This is a genomic window from Amycolatopsis sp. VS8301801F10 (assembly GCF_046195355.1).
Taxonomy (GTDB): Bacteria; Actinomycetota; Actinomycetes; order Mycobacteriales; family Pseudonocardiaceae; genus Amycolatopsis.
In genome coordinates, this window is record NZ_CP176065.1 from 1401662 (window position 1) to 1427295 (window position 25634).

Annotated in this window: 23 protein-coding genes; 9 read left to right on the forward strand and 14 right to left on the reverse strand. The window is 69.3% G+C overall.

Features of this window, described 5'->3' with window-relative positions; translation table 11 throughout:
• Window positions 1-18: 18 nt before the first annotated feature.
• The 6 genes from gyrB to dnaA all read right to left on the reverse strand — a co-directional run bounded on the left by gyrB (window position 19) and on the right by dnaA (window position 8771).
• Window positions 19-1986: a DNA topoisomerase (ATP-hydrolyzing) subunit B gene (gene gyrB, locus F9C11_RS06825; protein WP_409184051.1), complete on the reverse strand. Its 1968-nt coding sequence runs from the start codon at window positions 1984-1986 to the stop codon at window positions 19-21.
• Between the two features lie 197 nt (window positions 1987-2183).
• Window positions 2184-2819 carry a DciA family protein gene (locus F9C11_RS06830; RefSeq protein ID WP_409186830.1) on the reverse strand — a complete coding sequence of 212 codons (636 nt, stop codon included), beginning with the start codon at window positions 2817-2819 and terminating at the stop codon, window positions 2184-2186.
• 109 nt (window positions 2820-2928) lie between these two features.
• Window positions 2929-4083 carry a DNA replication/repair protein RecF gene (gene recF / locus F9C11_RS06835; RefSeq protein WP_409184052.1) on the reverse strand — a complete coding sequence of 385 codons (1155 nt, stop codon included), beginning with the start codon at window positions 4081-4083 and terminating at the stop codon, window positions 2929-2931.
• An 18-nt stretch (window positions 4084-4101) separates the two neighbouring features.
• A complete protein-coding gene (gene gnd, locus F9C11_RS06840; protein WP_409184053.1) occupies window positions 4102-4992 on the reverse strand; it encodes a phosphogluconate dehydrogenase (NAD(+)-dependent, decarboxylating) in 891 nt (296 codons plus the stop codon).
• 47 nt (window positions 4993-5039) lie between these two features.
• The gene (dnaN, locus tag F9C11_RS06845; protein ID WP_037809143.1) at window positions 5040-6173 is read right to left on the reverse strand and encodes a DNA polymerase III subunit beta; all 1134 of its coding nucleotides are present in this window, start codon (window positions 6171-6173) and stop codon (window positions 5040-5042) included.
• A 918-nt stretch (window positions 6174-7091) separates the two neighbouring features.
• A complete protein-coding gene (gene dnaA / locus F9C11_RS06850; protein WP_409186831.1) occupies window positions 7092-8771 on the reverse strand; it encodes a chromosomal replication initiator protein DnaA in 1680 nt (559 codons plus the stop codon).
• A 599-nt stretch (window positions 8772-9370) separates the two neighbouring features.
• On the opposite strand from dnaA, the gene rpmH reads away from it, so the two are divergent.
• From rpmH to F9C11_RS06890, 8 genes are all read left to right on the forward strand, one after another.
• Complete coding sequence (gene rpmH / locus F9C11_RS06855) at window positions 9371-9514, forward strand: 50S ribosomal protein L34 (protein WP_037363527.1); 144 nt, start codon at window positions 9371-9373, stop codon at window positions 9512-9514.
• Between the two features lie 22 nt (window positions 9515-9536).
• A complete protein-coding gene (gene rnpA / locus F9C11_RS06860) occupies window positions 9537-9968 on the forward strand; it encodes a ribonuclease P protein component (protein ID WP_409184054.1) in 432 nt (143 codons plus the stop codon).
• Between the two features lie 6 nt (window positions 9969-9974).
• The gene (gene yidD, locus F9C11_RS06865; protein WP_409184055.1) at window positions 9975-10301 is read left to right on the forward strand and encodes a membrane protein insertion efficiency factor YidD; all 327 of its coding nucleotides are present in this window, start codon (window positions 9975-9977) and stop codon (window positions 10299-10301) included.
• 4 nt (window positions 10302-10305) lie between these two features.
• Entirely contained in the window at window positions 10306-11445 is a 1140-nt protein-coding gene (gene yidC, locus F9C11_RS06870) for a membrane protein insertase YidC (protein WP_409184056.1), read from the forward strand.
• A 28-nt stretch (window positions 11446-11473) separates the two neighbouring features.
• A complete protein-coding gene (locus F9C11_RS06875; protein ID WP_409184057.1) occupies window positions 11474-12013 on the forward strand; it encodes a protein jag in 540 nt (179 codons plus the stop codon).
• An 844-nt stretch (window positions 12014-12857) separates the two neighbouring features.
• Window positions 12858-13538, forward strand: coding sequence for a 16S rRNA (guanine(527)-N(7))-methyltransferase RsmG (gene rsmG, locus F9C11_RS06880; protein WP_409184058.1), 681 nt, complete (start codon window positions 12858-12860; stop codon window positions 13536-13538).
• Between the two features lie 85 nt (window positions 13539-13623).
• Entirely contained in the window at window positions 13624-14547 is a 924-nt protein-coding gene (locus tag F9C11_RS06885) for a ParA family protein (protein ID WP_409184059.1), read from the forward strand.
• Complete coding sequence (locus tag F9C11_RS06890) at window positions 14544-15560, forward strand: ParB/RepB/Spo0J family partition protein (RefSeq protein ID WP_409184060.1); 1017 nt, start codon at window positions 14544-14546, stop codon at window positions 15558-15560. The genes F9C11_RS06885 and F9C11_RS06890 overlap by 4 nt, the downstream gene beginning before the upstream one ends.
• Window positions 15561-15691: 131 nt before the next feature.
• Here F9C11_RS06890 and F9C11_RS06895 read toward each other — a convergent pair whose 3' ends face one another.
• Entirely contained in the window at window positions 15692-16642 is a 951-nt protein-coding gene (locus tag F9C11_RS06895; RefSeq protein WP_009085339.1) for a D-alanine--D-alanine ligase, read from the reverse strand.
• 30 nt (window positions 16643-16672) lie between these two features.
• Complete coding sequence (locus tag F9C11_RS06900; protein ID WP_409184061.1) at window positions 16673-17992, reverse strand: PLP-dependent aminotransferase family protein; 1320 nt, start codon at window positions 17990-17992, stop codon at window positions 16673-16675.
• A 183-nt stretch (window positions 17993-18175) separates the two neighbouring features.
• On the opposite strand from F9C11_RS06900, the gene F9C11_RS06905 reads away from it, so the two are divergent.
• Window positions 18176-18820: a GNAT family N-acetyltransferase gene (locus F9C11_RS06905; RefSeq protein ID WP_406639831.1), complete on the forward strand. Its 645-nt coding sequence runs from the start codon at window positions 18176-18178 to the stop codon at window positions 18818-18820.
• A gap of 802 nt (window positions 18821-19622) precedes the next feature.
• Here F9C11_RS06905 and F9C11_RS06910 read toward each other — a convergent pair.
• The 6 genes from F9C11_RS06910 to F9C11_RS06935 form a co-directional block, all read right to left on the reverse strand.
• On the reverse strand, window positions 19623-20771 hold the full coding sequence (locus F9C11_RS06910; protein ID WP_037363547.1) for an N-acetylmuramoyl-L-alanine amidase: 1149 nt from the start codon (window positions 20769-20771) through the stop codon (window positions 19623-19625).
• A 267-nt stretch (window positions 20772-21038) separates the two neighbouring features.
• The gene (gene trxA, locus F9C11_RS06915; RefSeq protein WP_067578295.1) at window positions 21039-21362 is read right to left on the reverse strand and encodes a thioredoxin; all 324 of its coding nucleotides are present in this window, start codon (window positions 21360-21362) and stop codon (window positions 21039-21041) included.
• 28 nt (window positions 21363-21390) lie between these two features.
• Window positions 21391-22383 (reverse strand): thioredoxin-disulfide reductase, encoded by a 993-nt coding sequence (trxB, locus tag F9C11_RS06920; protein ID WP_409184062.1) that lies wholly within the window; start codon window positions 22381-22383, stop codon window positions 21391-21393.
• Window positions 22384-22478: 95 nt separating this feature from the next.
• Window positions 22479-23276: a hypothetical protein gene (locus F9C11_RS06925; RefSeq protein ID WP_409184063.1), complete on the reverse strand. Its 798-nt coding sequence runs from the start codon at window positions 23274-23276 to the stop codon at window positions 22479-22481.
• Window positions 23273-23938, reverse strand: coding sequence for an RNA polymerase sigma factor SigM (gene sigM, locus F9C11_RS06930; RefSeq protein WP_409184064.1), 666 nt, complete (start codon window positions 23936-23938; stop codon window positions 23273-23275). Before sigM ends, F9C11_RS06925 begins: the two co-directional genes overlap by 4 nt.
• Window positions 23939-23969: 31 nt before the next feature.
• Complete coding sequence (locus F9C11_RS06935; protein WP_409184065.1) at window positions 23970-25571, reverse strand: protein kinase family protein; 1602 nt, start codon at window positions 25569-25571, stop codon at window positions 23970-23972.
• Window positions 25572-25634 lie beyond the last annotated feature (63 nt).

A 25634-nucleotide genomic window follows, 5' to 3' on the forward strand; every position in this document is an offset into this window, starting at 1 on the left:
CGGGTGGGAAGGGGACGCCTACACGTCCAGGAAGCGCACGTCCTTGGCGTTGCGCGTGATGAACGAACGGCGGGCTTCCACGTCCTCGCCCATCAGCACGGAGAACAGTTCGTCGGCCTGCGCGGCGTCGTCGAGGGTGACCTGCCCGAGCAGCCGGTTCGCCGGGTCCATCGTGGTCTCCCACAGCTCCTCGGCGTTCATCTCGCCGAGACCCTTGTAGCGCTGGATCGCGTCGTCCTTCGGAAGGCGGCGGCCCGCCTCGACGCCGGCCTGGATGACCGCGTCGCGTTCCTTGTCCGAGTACGCGTACTCCGGCTCCGACCGCGGCCACTTGATCTTGTACAGCGGCGGCCGCGACAGGAACACGTGGCCGTGCTCGATCAGCGGCGTCATGAACCGGAACAGCAGGGTGAGCAGCAGCGTGGTGATGTGCTGGCCGTCGACGTCGGCGTCGGCCATCAGCACGATCTTGTGGTAACGCAGCTTCGAGATGTCGAAATCGTCGTGGATGCCGGTGCCGAGCGCGGTGATCAGCGACTGGACCTCGGTGTTCTTGAGGACGCGGTCGATCCGGGCCTTCTCGACGTTGATGATCTTGCCCCGGATCGGCAGGATCGCCTGGTACATCGAGTCGCGGCCTTCCTTGGCCGAACCGCCCGCCGAGTCGCCCTCCACGATGTAGAGCTCGCATTCGCCGGGGTCGTTCGACCGGCAGTCCTTGAGCTTGCCCGGGAGACCGCCGATCTCCAGCGCGCCCTTGCGCCGCACCAGGTCGCGCGCCTTGCGGGCGGCGAGCCGGGCCTGCGCCGACGAGATCGACTTGTTGATGATCGTCTTGGCTTCGCCAGGGTTGCGCTCGAACCAGTCGGCGAGCCATTCGTTCGACTGCTGCTGCACGAACGTCTTGGCCTCGCTGTTGCCCAGCTTGGTCTTCGTCTGGCCCTCGAACTGCGGTTCGGACAGCTTGATCGACACGATCGCGGCGAGCCCCTCGCGCACGTCGTCGCCGGTCAGGTTCGCGTCCTTCTCCTTGAGCAGCTTCTTCTCGCGCGCGTACGCGTTGACCACGCGGGTGAGCGCGGCGCGGAAGCCCTCTTCGTGCGTGCCGCCCTCGTGCGTGTTGATCGTGTTGGCGAAGGTGTACACCGACGGCGTGAACCCGGTGTTCCACTGCATCGCGACCTCGACCTCGAGGCCGGCGCCCTTGGCGTCGAAGGAGATGACGCTCTCGTGGATCGGGTCCTTGCTGCCGTTGATGTGCTTGACGAAGTCCTCGAGCCCGCCCGGGTAGCAGTAGACGACTTCCTTGACCCGCGCCTGCTTGCCCGCGGCGTCCTCTTCGGTCTCCTCGTCGGCGACGCGCTCGTCGCGCAGCGACAGGGTGAGGCCCTTGTTGAGGAACGCCATCTCCTGCAGGCGGCGCGAGATGGTCTCGAAGTTGTAGGTGGTGGTCTCGAAGATGTCGCCGTCGGCCCAGAACGTGATGGTGGTGCCGGTGTCGGTGGCCGGGCCGAGGTCTTCGAGCGGACCCGGGACCTGGTTGATGTACTCCTGGCGCCAGCTGCGGCCGTTCACCTTGATCTCGGCGAGCAGCTTCGTCGACAGCGCGTTCACCACGGAGACGCCGACGCCGTGCAGACCGCCGGACACCGCGTAGGAGTCGCTGTCGAACTTGCCGCCCGCGTGCAGGATGGTGAGCACGACCTCGAGCGTCGGCTTCTTCTCCTTGGGGTGCATGTCGACGGGGATCCCGCGGCCGTCGTCGACGACTCGCACCCCGCCGTCCGCGAGCAGGGTAACCTCGACCTTGGTGGCGTACCCCGCCATCGCCTCGTCCACGGAGTTGTCCACCACCTCCTGGACCAGGTGGTGGAGACCCCGCTCACCGGTGGAACCGATGTACATGCCGGGGCGCTTGCGAACTGCTTCGAGGCCTTCGAGCACGGTGATGGACGACGCGTTGTACTCGCTTTTGTTCTCGGTCACCGGCGTTGTTTCTCCTCGTCTCGCCCGAGCGGACGCCCGCTACTACAACAGTGTACTTGCCCGCACGCGCTCACATGCGGCTAGGACACCCCTCAGCCGGTCGCAGAGGGACGAAATCACCCTCAGTTGAGTCATCTCGTATCTGCACCTGCGCGGCCCGGTTCTCGGGGAACTCATCCGGCAGAGCGCAAGCCACGTCAGCCGTACGTGTCACGAGGCCCGCGGCCGGGCACGTGCCGGGGCCCTTTCCGCCAGCTCGGAGCGGTCGGACCCTGGATCCGCATCCGCTTGACCACGCCGTTCCCGACGCCCGCGGCGATCTTCGCCAGCAACTTGCCCTGCAGCAACCGCAACTGCGTCGCCCACGCGGTGGAACTCGCGCGGACAGTCAGCTCGCCGTCTTTCAGCGCCACCGGCTGGGCGTGTTCGGCGACGTCCTCGCCCACGAGCCGGGCCCACTGCCCGAACACGCGCGCGTTGGTCATCGTGTCCTGCCAGCCGCTGTCGGTGATCAGCCGCGAGACGAGCCTGCCGAGCGGCTGCGGGTCGCGCGGATCCGCGCCGGGTCCGGACCAGCGCCGGCGCGCCCGGTTCTGCCCGCCGCCCCCGGTGATCCGGCCGCGCCGGAGGTTCGGCGGGGCTCCGCGTTCGCGGGCTTTCGCCTTCGCCGCTTCGAGCGCGGCGTGCGCGAGGTCGCGGCCGCTCGGTTTGTCCCCAGCGGGCGTCTCGTTCGGCCCAGTGGAACTGTCACGCTCCGTCGCGGCACGGGCGGGATCGCGCGGGTTAACCCGCGCTTCGGGGGTGTCAAGACCGCCATCCGGCCGGTTCGTCACGCGCGGCGATAACGCGGCTCCGGGTTTATCCACACTGTCCACAGGTTTGTCCCCAGATCGGTGGGCAACCCGCGTGACCCCGGTCACCCCGCGTGGTCGTTGTGGCTGTTCAGGCACGGTTCACCTCCCCGTCGGCCACCGTGAACCTCGCGCCGGCGAGTTCCTCGGGCACGTCCTCGGCCACCGCCGCGGTGATGAGGACCTGTTCGGCGCCCGCGGCGACCTCGGCCAGCCGGGCCCGGCGCTTGCGGTCGAGTTCGGCGAACACATCGTCCAGCAAGAGGACCGGTTCGCCCGCTTCGGCTCGCAGAAGTTCGTAACTTCCGAGCCGCAACGCGAGCGCGAACGACCACGATTCGCCGTGGCTCGCGTAGCCCTTCGCCGGCGCTTCGCCGAGAATCAGCTCCAGTTCGTCCCGATGCGGGCCGACGAGACTGATCCCTCGCTCCAGTTCCTGCCGACGCGTGTCCGCCAACGCCTTCAGCAACAACTCGCGCAGTACCTCTGGCTCAGCACGCTCTCCGCCAGGCACGCCGTACGACGGTGGGAGCGCTTCGCCGAGCGAAGACTTGTACGCGATCTTCGCCGGGCGAGAGTCGGGCGCGACCCCCATATAAGCGTCGGCCGTGTACGGCGCGAGGTCTGCGATGAGGTTCAACCGTGCGGCCAGCAGCTGTGCGCCAGCCACCGAGAGATGGTCGTCCCACACGTCGAGCGTCGACAGCGCGTACGGATCTTCGCGACCAGTACGGCGTTTGCCTGCGGTCTTGAGAAGCGCGTTGCGCTGCTTAAGCACCTTCTCGTAGTCCGCGCGCACGCCTGCGTACCGAGGCGCGCGAAGCACGAGCAGTTCGTCCAAGAACCGACGGCGTTCGCTCGGATCGCCGCGCACCAGCGAGAGGTCCTCCGGAGAGAACAGCACCGTACGCAGAATGCCGAGCACGTCGCGCGGCTTGCCGACCGCGCCACGATTAACCCGCGCCCGGTTGGCGCGGCCGGGCGTGATCTCGAGTTCGACCGTCAGCTCGCGGTCCTCGTTGACGACCGCGACCCGGACGAGCGCGCGCTCACAGCCGTGCCGGACGAGCGGGGCGTCCGTGGCGACCCGGTGCGAACCGAGGGTCGCCACGTAGCCGATCGCTTCGAGCAGGTTCGTCTTCCCCCGGCCGTTCTGGCCGACGAGCACGACCGGCCCCGGTTCGAGGGCGAGGTCGGCCAGCGGCCAGGACCGGAAGTCGGTGACCTGGAGATGTCGCAGATACACGGGCGGGGACCGCGGGAGCTAGCTCCCGGCCTTCTTCACCGCGTGGCCGCCGAACTGGTTGCGCAGCGCGGCGACGGCGCGCATCGCGGCGGAGTCCTTCTGCCGGGAGGAGAACCGGGCGAACAGCGCGGCCGACAGCACCGGGGCGGGCACCGCGTTGTTGACCGCTTCCTCCAGCGTCCAGCGGCCCTCGCCGGAGTCCTCGACGTAGCCCTCGAGGTCGTCCAGCTCCGGGTCCTCGTCCAGCGCGCGCACCAGCAGGTCGAGCAGCCAGGAGCGGACCACGGTGCCGCGCTGCCAGCCCTTGATCACGGCCGGCACGTCGTCGACGATCTTCGACGCTTCGAGCAGTTCGAAGCCCTCGGCGTAGGCCTGCATGATGCCGTACTCGATGCCGTTGTGGATCATCTTCGCGTAGTGCCCGGCACCGACCGAGCCGGCGTGCGAGAAGCCTTCCTCGCGCGGGCCCTCCGGACGCAGCGCGTCGAAGATCGGCATCGCGCGCTGGACGTCGGACGCCGCGCCGCCGACCATCAGGCCGTAGCCGTTGTCCTTGCCCCACACGCCGCCGGAGACGCCGCAGTCGAGGTAGCCGACGCCGTGCGAAGCGAGCAGGTCCGCGTTCAGCTTGTCGTCGGTGAACTTCGAGTTCCCGCCGTCGATCACCAGGTCGCCCTCGGACAGCAGCTGCCCGAGTTCGGTCACGGTCTGCCGGGTCGGCTCCCCGGCCGGGACCATGATCCACACGATCCGCGGACCGGACAGCTGGGAGACCATGTCTTCGAGCGAGGCCGAGTCGCTGACGTCGGGGTTGCGGTCGTAGCCGACCACCTCGTGCCCGGCGGCGCGCAGCCGCTCGCGCATGTTGAAGCCCATCTTGCCCAGGCCGACGAGACCCAGCTGAACCATGAGATCCCCTTTGGATTGGATCGGTTTTCCTCGGTTGGACGCGCCGCTCAGCCCGGCAGCCGGACCGGCATGAGCAGGTAGAGATATCCGGGGACGACGTTGCCCTCGGCGTCGGCGGGCTTGATCAGCGCCGGCCGGTTGGGCGTGGTGAACGTCAGCTCGGCCCGGTCGCTGTGCAGCGCGCCGAGCCCGTCGACGAGATAGCCCGGGTTGAACGCGATGGTGACCGGCTCGCCCTCGTAGTCGACCTGCAGTTCCTCTTCGGCGCTGCCCTCGTCGTCGCCGCCGGCGGACAGCCGCAGCGAGCCGTCGCCGAACTCGAGCCGCACCTGGGTGCCGCGCTCGGCGACCAGCGACACGCGCTTGATCGACTCGGTGAGCGCGCTGACCTCGATGACCGCGCGCGAGGTGTGGTTCGCCGGCAGCAGCTGCCGGTACGGCGGGAACTCGGCGTCGAGCAGCCGGGTGGTCGTGTAGCGACCGGCTCCGGACAGGCCGAGCAGGCCGTCGCCGGAAGCGAGCGCGAGCTGCACGGTGGTGCCCGCCCCGCCGAGCGTCTTGGCGGCCTCGGCGAGCGTGCGCGCCGGGACGAGCACCGCGGCGTCGGACAGGCCCTCGGCCGGCTTCCAGGTGAACTCGCGCATGGCGAGCCGGAACCGGTCGGTGGCGACGAGGGTCAGCGTCTCGCCGGAGATCTCCAGCCGCATGCCGGTGAGCATGGGAAGCGTGTCGTCCTTGCCGGCCGCGGTGGCGACCTGGGTGACCGCCTGGCCGAAGACGTCGCCGGTGAGCTCGCCCGCGTGCGCGGGCTGGGACGGCAGCTGCGGGTAGTCCTCGACCGGCATGGTCGGGAGGCTGAACCGGGCGCTGCCGCAGGTGATGGTGGCGCGGGCGCCGTCGACGGAGATCTCCACCGGCTGCGCGGGCAGCGCCTTGGTGATGTCGGCGAGGAGGCGGCCGGAGACGAGCAGCCGTCCGCCGTCGGCGATGGTCGCGGGCACGCCGACCGTGGCCGAGACCTCGTAGTCGAAGCCGGAGACCGTGAGCGCGTCGGACTCCCCGTCCGCGCCCGCGTCGAGGAGAACACCGCCCAGCACCGGCACCGGAGGCCGGGACGGGAGGCTTCTGGCCACCCACGCGACGGCGTCGGCGAGCCCGTCGCGCTCGACGCGGATCTTCATGCGCGCTTCCTTTCGACAGCCGAGCCCCTCGGCTCGTGAAGGGGTCGCCGGGTACCGGTCGTGAGCACCGCGTGCGACCGGGTCCCCGCCGGTCCGGTCCGCCCCGCGCGGGAACGGACCAGCTGCAGACATCCACGTTAGGCCGTCGCCGGGGTCGCCGTCACCTCGGCCTCCCCTTCGCTTTGTCGACAAGACGACACGAATCTCGGGTTGTCCCCAGTTTCGTCCTCCGCCTGTTTTTGTTCTGTTCTTTCTAAGAAGAGATGAAAAACCAGTAGCAGTAATAGGGGCTGTGGATTGTGTGGACAGCGCTCGTTCCCGCTGGTCGTAGCGTGCGGCGGCCTGTGGGCAGCCCTGGTGGCGGATCGGTGGATGGTTCGGGCGATCCGTGGATGGTTTCGAGCGTCCCCGGATTCATCCACAGTCGGGCCCAGTTGTCCCCAGGGTTGTCCCCAGGGTTGGGCCGAGTTGTACCCAGGGTCTGGGGGCAGCCGAAGCGGCCGGGATCGCCCTGGTGAGTGACGAACCACAGCTGTGGATCACCTGTGGGCAACCTGGGGAATCCGCGTGGACAACCCTGGGGACAACCTGTGGATTCGGTGTGAGCGGGATGTGGATCAAAACCGGGTCGCCGCAGCTCCGGGATCCGTTGGCACTGTGGGCAAACTGCCCACACCCTGGGGAAAACCCCTTGTGTATCAATAAGTTTGGGGAATTCTCTGTACACAGGCTGTGGACGTCTGTGGATGGGCAGATCGGCGTACGCGCCTTCACTCGCACAGCCGTACGTACGCACGCTTCGTGCGCTTCGGGCGCGAAGCCAGGCGTGGCAACAAAAAGAGGACGCCACGACGGTCCGTGGCGTCCTCTGAAGAGAGCGGCAGTGTCTACAAGCGAGTGTCCAAACGCGGCAGCAGGCTACTGCCGGGCGCGCTGCTTGATCCGCGACGTCAGCTCTTGCACCTGGTCGTAAATGCGCCTGCGTTCGGCCATTTCCTTGCGGATCTTCTTGTCCGCGTGCATGACGGTCGTGTGGTCGCGGCCGCCGAACGTCTGGCCGATCTTCGGCAGCGACATCTCGGTCAGCTCGCGGCACAGGTACATGGCGATCTGGCGGGCCGTGGCGAGCGCCTTCGTCTTGCCGGGCCCGCACAGCTCGTCGAGCGTCACGTCGAAGAACTCGGCGGTCACGCCCATGATCGTCGGCGCGGTGATCTCCGGCGTGTGCGAATCCGGGATCAGATCGCGCAGCACGATCTCGGCGAGCCCGACTTCCACCGGCTGCTGGTTGAGCGACGCGAACGCGGTGACGCGGATCAGCGCGCCCTCCAGTTCGCGGATGTTCGCCTCGACCCGCGACGCGATGAACTCCAGCACCTCGCCGGGCACCGCGAGCCGGTCCTGAGCCGCCTTCTTGCGCAGGATCGCGATCCGGGTCTCCAGCTCAGGCGGCTGGATGTCGGTGATCAGGCCCCACTCGAACCGCGTCCGCAGCCGGTCCTCCAGCGTCTCCAGCCGCTTGGGCGGCCGGTCGGAGCTGACCACGATCTGCTTGTTCGCGTTGTGCAGCGTGTTGAAGGTGTGGAAGAACTCCTCCTGGGTGCCTTCCTTGCCCTCCAGGAACTGGATGTCGTCCACGAGCAGGATGTCGATGTCGCGGTAGCGCCGCTGGAAGGCGACCTTGCGGTCGTCGCGCAGCGAGTTGATGAAGTCGTTCGTGAACTCTTCGGTCGAGACGTAGCGCACGCGCATCCCGGGGAACAGCCGTTGCGCGTAGTGCCCGACGGCGTGCAGCAGGTGCGTCTTGCCGAGCCCGGACTCGCCCCAGATGAACAGCGGGTTGTACGCCCGGGCCGGAGCCTCGGCCACGGCGACCGCTGCGGCGTGCGCGAAGCGGTTGGACGCGCCGATCACGAAGGTGTCGAAGTTGTACTTCTCGTTCAGCTTCGTCTTCGACGTCTGCGGCTGCGCGGGAGCGGTGTAGGGCTGCCCCGCGATCGGCTGCCCGGCGAACCGGGGCCAGATCTCGTTGGCGGTGGCGAGCGCCTCGCCCTCTTCGTCGACTTCCTCGTCCGGGTCCTCGACGTCGTCCAGGCCCGGGGGCACCGGCTGCTGCGGAGGCGGGGGCGGCGGCTCGACGCGCGCAGGCGGAAGACCGGCCGCGTCGACCTGCGGACGGCGCGGCGGCGGCATCGGCTTCGGGCGCTCCGCGCGCACGTGGTCGGCCTGGCCGTTCTCCGGCCGCGGATTCGCCTGCGGCACCGGCTCCGGCCGCGGGACATCGTTTTCCACCCGGGCGGGTGACGCCGCATAGCGGGGGGCAGGCGCGACCGGCTCGGTGCTGTCGACCTTCACCGCGAGCGACACCGGACGGCCGAGCCGCCGCGACAGCGCTTCGGTGATCGAGGTGCGCAGCGCGCGTTCGATGGCTTCTTTCGCGAAGTCGCTCGGCGCGGCGAGCAGCGCGGTGCCGTCGAGGAGGCCGATCGGGCGGGTCACCCGCATCCAGGCTCGCTGCTGCGGGGAGAGGGTGCCGTCGGACAGCTCCCGCACCACCTGCTCCCAGATGACGCCCAGATTGTGCTGGTGCTCCGACACCGGTCTGACTCCCCTCCCCTCGTCGGCGCGCACGCCTCGGACCACCCCGAGCACGTCCTGGAAGCTCGCCTCGAGCACGCGGTCCGGACTCACCCGCGCGACGGCACAGCGATATCCACAAAGTTGTCCACAGCTGTGCACTAATGTACGGCCGTCCGCAGCCACGCCACCTGCGGGCTCGGCGTACTCCCCGGGCGCCTCCACACCCCCCGGCGCCGGCTGGGCCGCGTCAGTCCTGCCCGGAGGCCGAGAGAGGCACGCTAACAAGCCCTGCTCGATGCCACAAGACGTGGTGCTGCGCAAGCATTTCACGGGGTACGGCGTGTTGCCATTCGGTGCCGCGCCGCGGCGGGAGGCAGTCTCGCGGGTCGGTCGCCGAGGGTGGCGGAGGGGCGCCTGCAGCGTTCACGACCGGGGTGCGTACCCTCGTAAGGTCTCCCGTATGCGACGGGTGCGTTTCGCGTGCCTACGTATGTCGTCGCTCGTCGTGACGAGGCCACCCGGTGGTAGGAGACAGCACGAACTTCCGTGCGACCCGCACGACACGCCGGGCGCCGGGGAATCCGCCGTCGCCCGACGGCCGAGACACAGGAGAAGCAGTGAGCAAGGGCAAGCGCACCTTCCAGCCGAACAACCGTCGTCGCGCGAAGACCCACGGTTTCCGCCTGCGCATGCGGACCCGTGCGGGCCGGGCGATCCTCGCGGCGCGCCGTCGCAAGGGCCGCGCCGAGCTGTCCGCCTGATCCGGCTCCGCGCAACCGCGTCGTGCTGCCCGCTGGCGCACGTCTGCGGCGGAGCGAGGACTTCCGGGTCGTCCTCCGCCGGGGGTCCCGAGCCGGCAGGCGCCGCCTCGTCGTCCATGCGTTGACCACGGACCCGTCCGTGGCCGCCCCTTTCGCGGCCAGGGCGGGTTTTGTGGTGAGCAAGGCCGTCGGCAACTCGGTGGTGCGCCACCGGGTGACCCGGCGGTTGCGCCACCTTGTTTCCGCGCGTCTCGGAACACTGCCCGCGGGCAGCTCGTTGGTGGTACGGGCATTGCCTCCGGCCGCGTCCGCGTCGAGTGCTGAGCTCGGCGCGGATCTCGACGCCGCTCTGCGCCGGCTCGGCCTCGCGCCGTCCGGCCGCCCGGCCGGGGCCGATGCTCCCCGGCAGCCGCGTCAGCAGGGCGCGGCACCCGACCACGGATCAGCGGTGTAAACGGCCATGGACGCCACCTCCGAGCACAGCGCCACCGAAGCACCCGAGGAAGGCAAGCCGCCCCGGCCGGGTCCGGTCGCGTGGGTGCTTCTCCTTCCCGTGCGGTTCTACCGCAAGGCGATCTCGCCCTTTCTTCCGCCGGCTTGCCGGTTCTACCCGAGCTGCAGCGCGTACGCAGTCGAAGCCCTGACCCGCCACGGCGCGGCCAGGGGCTCCTACCTCGCGCTGCGCCGGCTGCTTCGCTGCGGCCCGTGGACCCCGCCCGGACGCGACCCGGTGCCCGAGAAGTTCTCGTGGCGGCACCGCACGCCTGAAACACCGATCGAGGAGTAGCTCAGTGCTCGATTTCATCTACTACCCCGTGTCCTTCATCTTGTGGTGTTGGCACAAGGTCTTCGGGTTCGTCTTCGGGGAAGCGACCGCGATCTCGTGGATCCTCGGCATCATCTTCCTGACGTTCACCGTCCGCGGCATCATGTTCAAGCCGTTCGTGAACCAGGTCCGGTCGATGAAGAAGATGCAAGACTTCGCGCCGGAAATGAAGAAGATCCAGAAGAAGTTCGCGAACGACCGGCAGCGCCAGGCGCAGGAGATGCAGAAGCTCCAGCGCGAGCACGGCGTCAACCCGCTCGGCAGCTGCCTTCCGATGATTCTTCAGATCCCGGTCTTCATCGGCCTGAACCACGTGCTGCGCGCGTTCACCATGCCGCCGGCCAACGGCGGCCCGAAGACCGAGAACTACTTCTTCAACGAGCACGACGTTTTGTCGTACACGAGCGCGAAGCTCTTCGGCGTCAACCTGGGCGAGGCGGTCAACAACGGCGTCGGCGCCGTCGCCGGGCACGTCGCGAACGGCGGCTGGCACTGGGAGGTCCTCCCGGTCGCGCTGCCGCTGATGATCATCGCCTCGATCGCCACGCACCTCACCGCGCGGCACTCGGTCTCCCGGCAGAACGCGTCGGCCGCGGGCACCCCGCAGACCGCGATCATGAACAAGCTCACCATGTACGTCTTCCCGCTCGGCGTGCTGGTGTTTGGTGCCTTCTTCCCGCTCGGCCTGCTCTTCTACTGGCTGGCGAACAACGGCTGGACGCTCATGCAGCAGCGCCTCGTCTACACGAAGATCGACAAGGAAGAGGCCGCCCGCAAGGCGGAGGCGGCCGAGAAGCGCGCGTCGCTCGGCCCGAAGCCGGGCCAGAAGCCGACCGCGCCGAAGGTCGGCCAGAAGCCGGTGCAGCAGAAGAAGAACCAGCAGCAGGGCAAGGTGACCAAGGCGGGTTCGGCGCACGGTTTCGCGCAGACCGCGTCCGCGGACGGCAAGTCCGGCGGCGGTGCCTCCTCGGAGAAGAAGACGGCCGAACCGGCGGAGAGCGCGCCGGAGAAGACGTCGAACCAGAACGGATCGAAGGAGAACGGCACCGGGGTGCCCGGACTCCTCAAGGACTCGAACAGGAAGTCGGGCCGGAAGCGTCGCTGACGCTTCGGGTTCGGAGAGGAGACGAAAGATGTCGGAGACGGTCGACACGATCGACGCCGATCAGGAAGAGACGAGCGCACCGGCCGAGCCGAAGGCGAGCGGTGACGACGCTCTCGTGCAAGAGGGCGACATCGCCGGCGACTACCTCGAGCGCCTGCTGGACCTGCTCGACTACGACGGCGACATCGACCTGGACGTCGAAGCGGGCCGCGCGATCGTCAGCATCGACGGCGGCGACGACCTGGAGAAGCTGGTCGGCCCCCGCGGCACGGTGCTCGAAGCGCTGCAGGAACTGACCCGCCTCGCGGTCCAGCAGGAGACCGGCTCGCGCAGCCGGCTGATGCTGGACATCGCCGGCTGGCGCGCGGACCGCCGAGAGGAACTCCGCGAACTCGGCCGGTCCACCGCGGAGTCGGTCCTGTCGAGCGGCGAGCGGGTGCGCCTGCAGCCGATGAGCCCGTTCGAACGCAAGGTCGTCCACGACGCGGTAGCGACGGTCAAGGGCGTCACGAGCGAAAGCGAAGGCGAGGACCCGAAGCGGCGTGTGGTGATCTTCCCCGAGGACTGAGCCCCCTCGGACGCGCTGCTGAGCCGCGTTTGATCCCCGCGTTGAGCACTGAGCCGAAGCGGCCCACTGGAGAGATCTGGTGGGCCGCTTCTTTTGTGTCTGCTCTTCTGACTCTTCTTACGCGGTACCGGAGAGGGGACCACGCTGACCCTGCGCCAACCCCTGCGCCTGTCCCCGCATTGATCCCGCGCCGACTGTCCTGGTCGGCCCCGCTGGACTGACCGACACCCGACGCTAACGTCCTCCCGAGCCGAGCCGAGCCGAGCCGAGCCGAGCCGAGCCGAGCCGAGCCGAGCCGAGCCGAGCCGAGCCGAGCCGAGCCGAGCCGAGCCGAGCCGAGCCGAGCCGAGGTTGCTCCTCTCCATCCCCTCTGTCTTCGGGTGCTCGGTCGGCCGCCACGGCTCGCCCTCTGATGGGTTCGCGAACCGGGTAGTCCGCACTCGCTCGACTTTCCCCTCCCCTTCCCGCTGAGGCTTCCCGCGCGACCCGGCTTGTTCTAGCGGTCGTCGGCGGGGCCGCCCGCGATGAGCGGGATCAGCGAGCCGAATCATGGCTCCAGCGCGAGCCGCTGTGCGTTCGTGGTCGCGCGCCAGGCGTCCGCACTTCGTCATCCCCGAAGCCACGCCCGCCGGTTGGGCGAATTACAAGCGTGGCGTTTCACGTGAAACCCGCCGCCCCGCCTCACCCAAGCGACCGCGTTTCACGTGAAACGACCTGTGGATCGCTCCGCGACTCGAGTGGAGTTGTCCACAGTTGCGGTCTGTCGGCTCGATTTGGCGTCGGCATCAGGGACAATCAACCGAGCGCGTTTCACGTGAAACGCGCGGAGCGAGGAGTGGGAGTAGTGAGCTTGGACGGCGCCACCGGAACGGTCCGGACCGCGGCGGTGGAGGTGTTCGGGGAGCGCGTCGAACGAGCTGCCGGGTACGTGGAGTTGCTGGCGACTCATGGAGTCGAGCGAGGGCTGATCGGACCGCGTGAGGTCGATCGGCTGTGGGAGCGGCACGTGCTGAACTCCGCGGTGATCGGCGAACAGATCCCCTCCGGGGCGCGCATGGTCGACGTTGGGTCGGGTGCCGGGCTTCCGGGAGTACCGCTGGCGATCGCTCGACCGGACCTCGATATCGTGCTCCTGGAACCCATGGCTCGCCGGGTTGACTGGTTGGCCGAGGTCGCCGAGAAGCTGGAACTCCCGATCACCATCGTCCGTGGACGCGCCGAGGAGCGGTCCGTACGCGAGCAGCTGAGTGGCGCAGACGTCGTCACCGCCCGCGCGGTCGCCCCTCTTGCTCGGCTCGCGGGCTGGTGCCTTCCCCTGGTCCGTCCCGAAGGCCGACTGGTCGCCCTCAAGGGTGCCAGCGCCGCCGAAGAGATCTCCCGTGACCGCGACGCGGTGCGCAAGGCCGGTGGGGCCGAACCGCAGGTCGCGGAATGCGGGAAGGCAGTACTCGAAGTCCCCAGCACGGTGGTCCTGATCCGTCGCCTGCCGCCGAAGCCGAACCGGCCACGCGGCAGACGGAGCTAGCGAACGACAACAGCCGCGCCGTTCCACGTGAAACATCGCGGTGTGAACGCCCCGAATCGTCTACCAGGAGGAGGTGTCGAGACCGGTGAATCCCCCGCCGTCCGACTCCGCGGAGGCCAGCCAGGAGATGGGCTGGACGCCGATCGCTGAAGAAGCCGTTCGCGCCGCGAGCGTGCTCCACCCCAAGGAAGGGGTACTCCCCCGACCCGCTCGCCGCCGGGTGCTGACCGTCGCGAACCAGAAGGGCGGGGTCGGCAAGACGACGAGCACCGTCAACCTGGCCGCGGCGCTCGCCGTGCACGGGCTGAAAACGTTGGTGATCGACCTCGACCCGCAGGGCAACGCCAGCACCGCGCTCGACATCGACCACCGGTCCGGCACGCCCTCGATCTACGAGGTGCTCATCGGCGAGGTCTCGATCGCCGAGGCCGCGGCGCAGAGCGAACAGTCGCCCAACCTCTTCTGCGTGCCCGCGACGATCGACCTCGCCGGTGCCGAGATCGAACTCGTCTCCATGGCAAACCGCGAGACGCGGCTCAAGGAGGCGCTGTCGTCCGGGGCGCTCGAACAGCTCGGTGTCGACTACGTCTTCATCGACTGCCCGCCGTCGCTCGGTCTCCTCACCGTCAACGCGATGGTGGCGGCGCAGGAAGTGCTCATCCCGATCCAGTGCGAGTACTACGCACTCGAAGGTCTCGGGCAGCTCCTCAGCAACATCGAACTCGTGCAGCAGCATCTCAACCGCGAACTGAGCGTGTCGACGATCCTGCTCACCATGTACGACGGTCGCACCAAACTCGCCGACCAGGTGACCAACGAGGTCCGCAACCACTTCGGCGACACGGTGCTGAAGACCGTCATCCCGCGCAGCGTGAAGGTGTCCGAGGCACCCGGCTACGGCCAGACCGTCCTCGCCTACGACCCGGGTTCACGTGGTGCCATGAGCTATCTCGACGCGGCGAAGGAGATCGCCGAGCGGGGTGTGAAGGAGAGGAGCAGCACCACATGACTGAGCGCAGAGGAGGACTCGGCCGCGGACTGGCGGCCCTGATCCCGACCGGACCGGCGACGCCTCCTCCGGCCGCGCCCGAGGCCAGCACGCCCGCGGACAAAGCGGCGCGCGAGGACAAGGGCTGGTTCGCGGCGAACGGCGCGGCGGGCCAGCAGGTCGCGGGCGGCGAGGTCGCCGGCGCGGTGTACCGCGAGATCCCGGTCAGCTCGGTCAAGCCGAACCCGAAGCAGCCTCGCCAGGTTTTCGACGAGGAAGCGCTCGCCGAACTCGAGCATTCGATCCGCGAGTTCGGGCTCATGCAGCCGATCGTCGTCCGGGAACTCGGTGAGGACGAGTACGAACTCGTCATGGGCGAGCGCCGGCTGCGGGCCTCGCAGCAGGCGGAACTCGAGGCGATCCCCGCGATCGTGCGGCAAACCGCCGACGAGTCGATGCTGCGGGACGCGCTGCTGGAGAACATCCACCGCGTGCAGCTGAACCCGCTCGAAGAGGCGGCGGCTTATCAGCAGCTGCTCGACGAGTTCGCGGTGACGCACGAGGAGCTGGCCGGTCGTATCGGCCGCAGCCGCCCGGTCATCACGAACACGATCCGGTTGCTCAAACTCCCCCTCCCCGTGCAGCGACGGGTGGCCGCCGGCGTGCTGTCCGCCGGGCACGCGCGGGCGCTGCTGTCGTTGGAGGATCCGGACAGCCAGGAGGAACTGGCGGCACGGATCGTCGCGGAGGGCATATCGGTGCGGGCGACCGAGGAAGCCGTCACGCTGAAGAAGAGCGAGAAGCCGGCGAAGCCGAAAGCTGCTCCCCGCAAGCCGATCCAGGCACCCGGATTGCAGGAACTCGCGAACCGGCTGTCCGATCGGTTCGACACCCGGGTGAAGGTCGACCTCGGCCGGCGCAAGGGGCGCATCGTTCTCGAGTTCGGCTCGGTGGACGATCTCGAACGGATCGTCGGGATCATCGACGCGAATTCCGGGGAAAAATCGGCGAATCAGAGCGACGAAACCGATTAGGGATCACCCAGGGGCGTTTCGTCACGGTGATGATTGCGGATCGAGGCGGCCACGGTCACGCGGAGTGGCCGCCGGAATCGACCGGCGCGGGGAAGGGCGGCAGTCCGCCGCCCGCCCCGTCCGCCAGGTTTTCAGTTCGCGCGGGCGACGGCGCGCGCGACGAGATCCGCGAAAACTGAACCGAGCGTCGTGCCGGCGGCCTCGACCGCCATCGGCACCGTCGACGTTTCGGTGAGACCCGGCGAGAGGTTCACTTCGAGGAAGTGGACTCCCCCGTCCGGCGTGATCACCGCGTCGGTCCGCGAGATGTCGCGAAGCCCGAGCCACCGGTGCGCGCCGACGGCGAGTTCGCTGACCGCCTTCGCGGCTTCGTCGGAAATCCGGGCCGGGGTGAAGAAGTCGGTGAGACCGGCGGTGTAGCGCGCGGTGTAGTCGTAGACGCCGCTCTCCGGCACGATCTCGACCGCGGGCAGGGCCTCGGCCCCGTTCTCCCCCTCGATGACCGTGACGGCCACTTCAACGCCGTCCACGAACCGTTCCGCGAGCACGGTGTCGCCGTACGCGAAGCAGCCGACCATCGCCGCGGGCAGTTCCGCCGCCTCCCGGACCACCTGGGTGCCGAGCGCCGACCCGCCCTGGTCCGGCTTGAGGATCAGCGGCAGGCCGAGCCGCTCGACCATCGCGTCGAGCACCGACTGGGCACCCAGCTCCCGGAAAGTGCTGTGCGGCAACACAATCCAGTCCGGCGTCGAGAATCCGGCCTGCTGCACGAACGCCTTCGCGGTCGGCTTGTCCCAGGCACGGCGGCAACCCTGCGAGTGCGTGCCGACGAACGGCACGTCGAGCATTTCCAGCACGGTCTGCACCGAGCCGTTCTCGCCCTCGCCGCCGTGCAGCGCGACGACAACCGCGTCCGGGCGCTGCGTGCGCAGCCGTTCGAGCAGTCCGGCGTCGGTGTCCCACTCCTCCACCGTGAGGCCCTCGGCTCGCAGCGCGGCGGAGAGCCTGCGCCCGGAGCGGAGCGAAACGTCGCGTTCGTGGGAAAGCCCGCCGGCGAGCACGGCAACGGTACGGTCGACCACCGTGGGAACTCCTTAGTGTTGCAGGGCCGGTCAGACCGTGTCCGGAGACGGGGTCTCGGGCCCCGGGATGGTGCGCGCCTTCACGCTACCGAAGGTGCGGTTGAGGTCCATTTCGGACTCGAGCACCGCGGCGAGCCGGCGGACGCCCTCGCGGATGCGTTCGGGCGTCGGATAGCAGTACGACAACCGCATCTGGCGGGAGCCGAAACCGTCGGCGTAGAAACCGGTGCCGGACGCGTACGCGACCCGGGCGGTGACCGCGCGCGGCAACATCGCTTTGGTGTCAACGCCTTCCGGCACCGTGACCCACACGTAGAAGCCGCCGTCGGGGTTGGTCCAAGAGCAGCCGGGCGGCAGATATTGTTGCAGCGCCGACAACATCGCGTCGCGGCGTTCGCGGTAGTTCTCGCGGAACTTCTTGATCTGACCCTTCCAGTCGTGCGTCGCGAGGTAGCGCGAGACGATCATCTGGTTGAAGGTCGGCGGGCACAGCGTCGCGGATTCCGCTGCCAGCACAAGCTTTTCGCGCACCGCGTGCGGCGCGAGCACCCAGCCGACGCGCAGCCCGGAGGCGAACGTCTTCGAGAACGAACCGAGGTACACGACGTTGTCCGGGTCGAGCGAGCGCAGCGCCGGGTAGGTCTGGCCGTCGAAACCGAGCAGGCCGTACGGGTTGTCCTCGATGATCAGCACGCCGTGCTCGCGGCAGATCTCGACGATCTCCGGACGCCGTTCAGCCGACAACGTCACGCCGGCCGGGTTGTGGAAATTCGGGATCGTGTAAAGGAATTTGACCCGCTGGCCGGCTTTTTCGGCCTGGCGCAAGGCTTCCCGCAGCCCTTCGGGCACGAGGCCGTGCTCGTCCATCGCGACGTGCACGACATTCGCCTGGTACGCGGAAAACGAGCCGAGCGCGCCGACGTACGACGGGCCTTCAGCGATCACGACGTCGCCCGGGTCGCAGAACAGCCGGGTCACCATGTCGAGGCCCATCTGGGAACCGACGGTGACCACGACGTCGTCGGGGTGCGCCTTGATCCCCTCGAGAGCCATGATTTCGCAGATTTGGTCACGCAGCGCGGGAATCCCGTGCGCGGACCCGTACTGCAGGGCGACGAGCCCCTCCTCGGCGATGATCTCGCCGACCTGAGCCGAAAGCGTGTCGAGCGGCAGCGCGGCCAGGTTCGGCATGCCGCCGGCGAGCGAGACGACCTCCGGCCGGCTTGCCACTGCGAAAAGCGCGCGGATCTCGGATGCGGTCATCCCGGCGGTACGCGCGGCGTACCGGTCGAGATGCGGGTCGAGATTGTGGCGGCCGGTCTGCGGCTTGGCGGGGCGGTTCTCGGTCATCGGACACCTGAGGGCTCGGTGGGTACCTGCTGGTAGATCCATCGAGTGTAACCGCGGCCTCTTCCGGCTCCCCGCTCTTCCGGCGCTTGTCACATCGGCCTATCCTCGGGGTGGTTCTTCCGGTGCTGCCTGCGCTCTTGCGGGTGCGGAGGCCGGAGTCGCGGGGTCCAGGGAGGTTTTCAGGTGTCACGTCGCGTGGTGGGCGTCACCCTGGACAATCTCGAGCACCTGCCCAAAAGCTGCCGGCAGTGCGTGTACTGGGAGCTCGCGCCGCATCTGAAGGCGCAGGCCGAGGAGTACGGCTCCACCGAGGTCGAGAAGGAAGCCTGGGTGTCCAGCGTGCTGCTGGAATGGGGTTCCTGCGGCCGCATCGTCTACAGCGACACGCTGCCGGTCGGCTTCGTGCTCTACGCCCCGCCGAACGCGGTGCCCCGCTCGCTCGCCTTCCCGACGTCGCCGCCCAGCGCGGACGCCGTCCTGCTCACCGCTTTCCAGGTCCTGCCGGAATTCCGCGGCGGCGGCCTCGGCCGGATGCTGGTGCAGGCCGTGGCGAAAGACCTCACCAAACGCGGCGTCCGCGCGATCGAATCCTTCGGCGACGCCACCCCCGACGACGAGGACCCGCTGGGCCAGCACTCGTGCGTGCTGCCCGCCGCGTTCCTGCAGAGCGTCGGCTTCAAAACGGTGCGCCCACACCCGAAGTATCCGCGACTGCGTCTGGAACTGCGCTCGGCGATCACCTGGAAGGAAGACGTCGAAGCGGCCCTGGAGCGCCTGCTGGGCCAGGTGACGATCACGACCGCGGAACCCAGCCTCGGCCGCGCCTGACGCTTCCGCTTCGCCGGTCGGATCATCCTGAATGACCTTGCTGGCACCCACCCTGAACAACGGGTCCGGCTAGCTCGCCGTCCTCCACCCCGCTCGGCTCGGTTCCGGCTGTGCGGTCACTCTCTGTGCTGTGTGGTGCCGTGCCACGCGCTCCGCGCGACCTCTGCCCAGTCGCCGCCGAACCTCGCAATTCGCCTATTTCGACCCCCGCGCGCGACCGCACGAACCGCATCGCCCGAGGTCAGCCGCCACCTGTTCTTCATTGACTCACCGCTGACCCCGGCTGCCGCCGAACCGCGCTCGACCGGCCCCATACCACCTCTGATCCGCCGGGAAAACACCCACTCACGGTGCCTGTGCACAACTGTGGAAGAACACCCGAGTTATCCACAGATTGCAGATAGAGGCCGTGGAAAAGCTGTGGATGGATAGAATGGATCTGGGGACGCCCCCCGGGAAGGGCGGGGGCTGCCCCCAGGTGTGGTGGGTGCTGCAGCAGTGTGGCGCAAGGTCTTGTGGCGCCGGTGAAGCGGTGTGGTGGCTCCGGTTGTTTAGTGCTGGGGGCGCGGTTGGCGGGCCGGGAGCGTGGTGAGGGGCGAGCGTGGCGGGGTTGGCCGAGAGAGCAGCGGCGGGCGTGACTGTGCGTAGTGGTCGGCTGGGGTGAGGTCGGGTCAGCGCGGGTAAACAGGGCTGAGACGGCGCCAGCGGTCGGGGCGCGCCGGGTGGGCCCTGCGGCGGCATCCGGGGTGGGAAGGCCGGGGCAGGGCGTAGCTCGGGGCGTCCAGCGGGGCGGAGAAAGGGGTTATTCGGCCTTGGCCAGTTCGTGGGCCAGGACGTCGGCGAAGGTGAAGGTGCCGGTCGGCTGGTCGCCTTCGCCAAGAAGGTAGAGGCGCTTCACCGCGATGAGGATGCCCTCGGCCACGACGTCGCGGAAGGCTGGGTCGGCCAGGCGGGCGGCGTCGTCGGGGTTGGTCAGGTAGCCGATTTCCACGCGGACGGCTGGGCAGCGCGTGCGGGTGAAGATCTCCCACGTCTTGTAGTGCGTGCGGCAGTCCAGCAAACCGGTGCGGGCGGCGACCTCGCGCTGGATGAAACCCGCCAGCAGTTCGCCGACCGTGGACGTGGTGCCGTTGCCGGTGCCGAAGTGGAAGCTCGCTACGCCCTGCGCGCGCGGCGACGGGTTGCCGTCGTTGTGCAGCGACAGGAACAGGTCCGCGCCGGCGTCGTTGGCGAAGCGGGCGCGTTCGAAATCCGTCGGGCTGTGGTTCGGGCCCCGGCTGATCAGGGCCTCCATGCCGGTGGCCTGCATCCGGCCCTCGAGCCGCCGTGCCAGGTCCCAGGCGATGTCCGCCTCGCGCAGGCCGCCGGCGACTACGCCGAGGTCCTCGCCGCCGTGGCCCGGGTCGATCACGATGCGCTTGCCGCGCAGCCGCGGGCCCGCCTGGCGCACCTGCTCCTGCTCGCGCAGGAAAACCGGGCGGCCGCCGCGGGCGCGCGGCGACGACAGGCGGTGCAGTTCGCGGATGGTGGCCGGGCCGCAGATGCCGTCCGACGTCAGCCGCATGTCGCGCTGGAACGTGCGCAGGGCGCGCTCGGTCTGCGGGCCGAAATAGCCGTCCGGGCGGCCCGCGTCGAAGCCCAGTTCGGTGAGCCGCTCCTGAAGAGTGAAAACGTCGTCGCCGTGCACCGGCGACGACAAAAGGTACTGGAGTGGGCGGCTCCCGAGGTGATAGCTGGCGCCCTTGAGCGCCTGGTACGTCGCAGGGCCCACGACGCCGTCGGTGATGAGCCCGCGGCGCTGCTGGAAGGCGCGCACGGCCTGCTCCACCGCGACGTCGAACGTGTTGTACCGCTCGGTCCCCGCCACCGGCGGGAGCAGATCCATCCCGGCAAGGATCGACCTGATCTCGGCGACGTCGGGACCGGCGTCACCGCGGCGGAGTACCCGCATGCACTCCTCGCTCTTCCTCAGGCACCGAAACCGGCTCGATGCGAAACAGAAACCCGGGTAGGGGTGTACCCAGGCACCTATTGTGCCCTGTGAACTCTCGGTAAGGACGCAGGCCCGGTCGGTGCGCCACCGGAGGGTGGGTCCTCCCTCGGCGGACACGCCGGGTGCACCTGCGCGCACACCCCCGCGCGGGTGGTTCCCGAACGCGCGAGAACCCGGACCGGCGAGTCGATCGTCGCTGGCCCGGGTTCTCAGCAGGTGGACCGCTCAGAGCACGTCGGCGAGATCGGACAGCAGCGCGGCCTTCGGCTTCGCGCCCACGATCTGCTTCACCGGCTTGCCGCCCTGGAACAGGATCAGCGTCGGAATCGACATCACCTGGTAGTCACGCGCCGTGTTCGGGTTCTCGTCGATGTCGAGCTTCGCGACCTTGATCTTGTCGCCGTTTTCCTTCGCGATCTCCTCGAGCACCGGGGCGACCATCTTGCACGGCCCGCACCAGGTCGCCCAGAAATCGACGAGAACGGGCTTCTCGCTGGTCAGGACGTCGTCCACGAACGACTTGTCGGTCACCTTCACGGGTTCGGACATCGCTTGCTCCTTCAACTCGGTGGGAAAGTCAGTGCTCGCCGGCGCCGTAGCCGCCGCCGACCAGTTCCGGTGCCTCGTGCGCCTCGGCCTCGCCGTGCTCCGCGAGCCATCGTTCCGCGTCGATCGCCGCGCTGCAGCCGGAACCGGCCGCGGTGATCGCCTGCCGGTAGGTGCGGTCGACCAGGTCGCCGGCGGCGAACACGCCGGGCAGGTTCGTGTAGGACGTGCGGCCCTGGGTGAGCACGTAACCGTCCTCGTCCACGTCCACCTGACCGCGCACCAGCTCGCTGCGCGGATCGTGGCCGATCGCGACGAAGAACCCGGTCACGTCGAGCGTCTTCTCCTCGCCGGTCTTCGTGTCGCGCACCTTCAGGCCGGACACCGTCCCGTCGCCCTCGACCCCGGTGATCTGCGAGTTCAGCTGCCACTTGATCTTCTCGTTCGCGCGAGCGCGCTCAAGCATGATCTTCGACGCCCGGAACTCGTCGCGCCGGTGCACGATCGTCACGGACTTGGCGAACTTCGTCAGGAAGGTCGCCTCCTCCATCGCCGAGTCGCCGCCGCCGGCCACCGCGATGTCGTGGTCCCGGAAGAAGAAACCGTCACAGGTCGCACAGGCGGACACGCCGCGGCCGAGCAGCTCCTGCTCGCCCGGCACCTTCAGATACCGCGCCGCGGCGCCCATGGCGAGAATGACCGCGCGCGCGGCGTAGCGCTTGCCGTTCGCGACGACGTACTTCACGTCGCCGGTCAGCTCGAGCGACTCGACGTCCTCCGCGCGCAGCTCGGCGCCAAAGCGCTCGGCCTGCTTGCGCATCTCCTCCATCAGGTCCGGGCCCTGGATCCCGTCGCGGAACCCCGGGAAGTTCTCGACCTCGGTGGTGGTCATCAGCGCGCCGCCGAACTGCGTGCCCTCGAACACCAGCGGTTCGAGCTGTGCGCGCGCCGCGTAGACCGCTGCGGTGTAACCGGCAGGACCCGACCCGACGACGATCAGGTTCCTGATTTCCTCGGCAGCCACCCGTCAACCCTCCGCTCGTCATGACCTGTGCTCCAGGCTCAACACGATCGTAGGTGGAGGTGTTCCCGGCGGTGACGCCCGCTACGCCCGGCCCGCTACTTCTTGCCGACCACCTTGTCGAACAGCTTGTCCGGCCGCCCCGGCCCGCAGTCCGCGCCGAACGCGACCAGCCGGAACTGCGCGAGCTTGCCGGTGGTGTAAATCGCCACCACCCCCGGCTTGCCCTCGACCGTCACCGGCCGCACGCCTTCCGGCCGCACCGCCGGATCCATCCCGGCCGCTTCGACGCACGCGTCGAACCGTTTCGAGTCCTGCAGCGGGCCGTAGTTCCGCACACCGAGGCCGCCGCCCAGCAGCGCTTCCGCCCCGCTCCCGTCGGCGCCGACGGACGGGCCGCCCACCGCGGACGGCGCGGGCGCGGCGACGCCGGACGTGTCCGAGGTCGTCTTGCCGGGCACGGTCAGCGTGATCGCCACCGCGGCGGCCGCGGCGGCGGTCAGGATCCCCGCGCCCCAGCCGAGCTGCCGGTTCCGCCGTTTCCGCGCCGCCGACAGGTCCACCACCGGCGCGACCTGCTGCTCAGCAGGCGCCGGTGCCGCCGCCGGAAACGTCGCCTCCTGCCGGGCCGCCGACTCCGCGGCGAGCGCGGCGTCGAGTCGGGCCGCGAACTCGGCGGGCATCGGCGGGGCCGGTTCCGCGGCGAGCGCGGACAGGTCGGCGGTGGTCGCCTCCAAGGCCTCGATGACCGCGCGCGCCTCCGGATCCGCGTTCACCCGCGGCCACAGCTTCGCCGCCTCCTGGTCGTCGAGGACCCCGGCGTGGAGGTCGGCGAGCAGGTCGACAGACCAGGGCGGTCCGATGGTTCCGCCTGCCCCCCGGCTCTCGTCCGTCATCGTCCCTCCCCGTTCCCCGGCGAGCGCTGGGCTCGCCCGGCACTCCGGGACCCCTCCGAAGTGGCGTGCTTGCGTTTGCTTTCGTTAGTTGGGACGTCGCCACCCTCGTCCGGGTTCCGCAGATGCCCGAGAACCTTCGCGAGTTTTCCCCGCCCGCGCGCGCACCGGCTCTTGACCGTGCCCTCGGCGATGCCGAGCATTTTCGCGGTCTCGGCCACCGAATAGCCCTCGACGTCGACCATCAGGATCGGCGCGCGCTGGTCTTCGGGCAGTTCGTCGAGCGCCTTGCGGACCAGCAGGCTGGTCTCCTTCTCGGCCATCGAATCGCCGGGCGCGGCCGGTTCGTTGTACTCGCCGGTCTCGGGCAGCGGCACGGTCGGCCGGGCCTGCCTTCGCCGGATCCGGTCGAGGCACGCGTTCACCACGATCCGGTGCAGCCAGGTCGTAACCTGCGACTCCGCGCGGAACTTGCCCGCCGCGCGGAAGGCCGAGATGAACGCCTCCTGCAGCGCGTCCGCCGCCTCTTCCGGATCGCGCAGCGTGCGCAGCGCTACCGCCCACATGCGGTCTCGATGCCGCCGGACCAGTTCACTGAACGCATGCGGATCGCCTGCGGCGTGCGCCGCGATCAGATCCGCATCCGTGGGAGCTGCAGCCGTCACCCGGAAGAGCCTACTGAGTCGCGATCGCAGGTCACGCCGCAGGCAGGAAGCTCAGGTCTCCGATCTGGGTCAGGAAGCCGTCGCCGCCGTTGTCGCCCAGCTGAGTGATCCAGACGATGAAGTACTTGCTTTGCGTCGGCTGCTGCAGCGTGATCGTGGTGTCCGGACCGTTCAGGTCGCCGCTGCCGACCACCTTGGTGTCCTCGAGCTGCGGGTTCTTGCTGTCCGCCGACCGGATCTCGACCTTCGTGCCCGGGCTGTCCGCGCTGATCTTCACCTGCGCCAGGTTCACCGGGTCGTCGAACGAGACCGCGATCCCGACGCCGGGCTTCAGCGCGGGCAGCTGCTGCTGGTACTGGTCGGTCTTCCAGATCGTGCCCGGATCGCCGTCGATCGCGTTCTTCGCCCGGCCCGGGTTGTCGCCGGAACCCTGCGGGTTGTAGACCGAGGCCGCCTTCGGGGCCACCGGATCGCCGGTCTTTGGGCCCGCGGGCGGCTGGTTCGCCGGCGGCGGGGCCTGGTTGCCCGGTTTGGCCGGAGCCGAACTGCTCGGGGGTGCCGCGACGTTGATCGCCGGACCGGTCGGCTTGCCGTCGCCCTGGAACAGGTTGATCAGCATCAGCCCGCCCCACGCGAGGATCACTACGGTGGCGACCACCAGCACGGTGACGCCGAAGGCCAGCTTCCGCCGCCGCGCGACGTCCTTCACCGGCTTCTTCGTGGTCCAGATCGTGCCGTCGGAGTCCGTCGCCGGATCGTCCTTGCCGACCGCGTTGATCAGCTGGGTCCGTTCCTCCTGCTCGGCGACCTGCCCGAGCACGCGCAGGATGGCCGAGCTGGTGCGGATCCCGCCGCTGCCGCCGTCCTCGATCGTGCGCACGGCCAGCGAGGACAGCTCCGGCGGCACCGCGGGCACCAGCGACCGCGGCGGCACCACGTGCCCCTGCGGGGTGAGCGGCGCCGCGGGGATCGCGGGCGGCCCGCCGGGCAGCGCCCAGCGTCCGGTGAGCAGCAGATACAGGACCGCGCCGAGCGCCTTGACGTCGTCGCGGAGGGTGGCTTCCGGCAGCGGGCCGGGGAAGGCGAGCTTGAGCGCGCCGCCCGGCGTGAGCCGCAGCCGCTGCGGGTGGTCGAGGCCGAGGACGAGGCCGTTCTGGTGGGCGTGGTCGACCGCTTCGGCGAGCGCCTGCACCATCCGCGCGGCCGCGGCGGGGGCCACCGGGCGCTGCGCGACCAGGTCCACCAGGTCGCTGCCCTTGGTCCACTCCGCCACCACGACGCCGAGCAGTCCCTCGCTGGAGGTGACTCCGCTGCCGAGGCTGAGCACGTCGAGCACCCGGGCGACGCCGCCGTGCCCGAACTTCGACGCGTGCGCGGCCCGCTCCAGGGTGCGCCGGGCCTGCCGCGCCGCCTCCGGATCGGCCGGATCGCCGACCAGCAGCGTCAGTGCGACATCCCGTTTGAGCTGCCCGTCCCGCGCCCGCCAGAGGTGCGCGGCGGCCCGCTCGTCCACCCCGAACTGGGCAAGCAGGCGATACCGGCCGTCCCCTACGACGCGTCCGGGCGCGAGCGATCCGCCCCGGGCGCGAATGCCCGCGGCGTCCCCCGCCTGCTCGCTTCGTCTCGTGTCCACGCTCTCTCCCGCTTCGCTCCCGGCACCGAGGGTACCCGGATCATCAGCCGTAGAAGCGTCGTG

Bases quoted from the DNA above. Each gene is read 5' to 3' on its own strand.
- trxA (WP_067578295.1), bottom strand. From the start codon at position 21,362: ATGTCCGAACCCGTGAAGGTGACCGACAAGTCGTTCGTGGACGACGTC.
- F9C11_RS06900 (WP_409184061.1), bottom strand. From the start codon at position 17,992: ATGACCGAGAACCGCCCCGCCAAGCCGCAGACCGGCCGCCACAATCTC.
- yidD (WP_409184055.1), top strand. From the start codon at position 9,975: ATGGACGCCACCTCCGAGCACAGCGCCACCGAAGCACCCGAGGAAGGC.
- dnaN (WP_037809143.1), bottom strand. From the start codon at position 6,173: ATGAAGATCCGCGTCGAGCGCGACGGGCTCGCCGACGCCGTCGCGTGG.
- gnd (WP_409184053.1), bottom strand. From the start codon at position 4,992: ATGGTTCAGCTGGGTCTCGTCGGCCTGGGCAAGATGGGCTTCAACATG.
- F9C11_RS06875 (WP_409184057.1), top strand. From the start codon at position 11,474: ATGTCGGAGACGGTCGACACGATCGACGCCGATCAGGAAGAGACGAGC.
- F9C11_RS06890 (WP_409184060.1), top strand. From the start codon at position 14,544: ATGACTGAGCGCAGAGGAGGACTCGGCCGCGGACTGGCGGCCCTGATC.
- F9C11_RS06925 (WP_409184063.1), bottom strand. From the start codon at position 23,276: ATGACGGACGAGAGCCGGGGGGCAGGCGGAACCATCGGACCGCCCTGG.
- F9C11_RS06910 (WP_037363547.1), bottom strand. From the start codon at position 20,771: ATGCGGGTACTCCGCCGCGGTGACGCCGGTCCCGACGTCGCCGAGATC.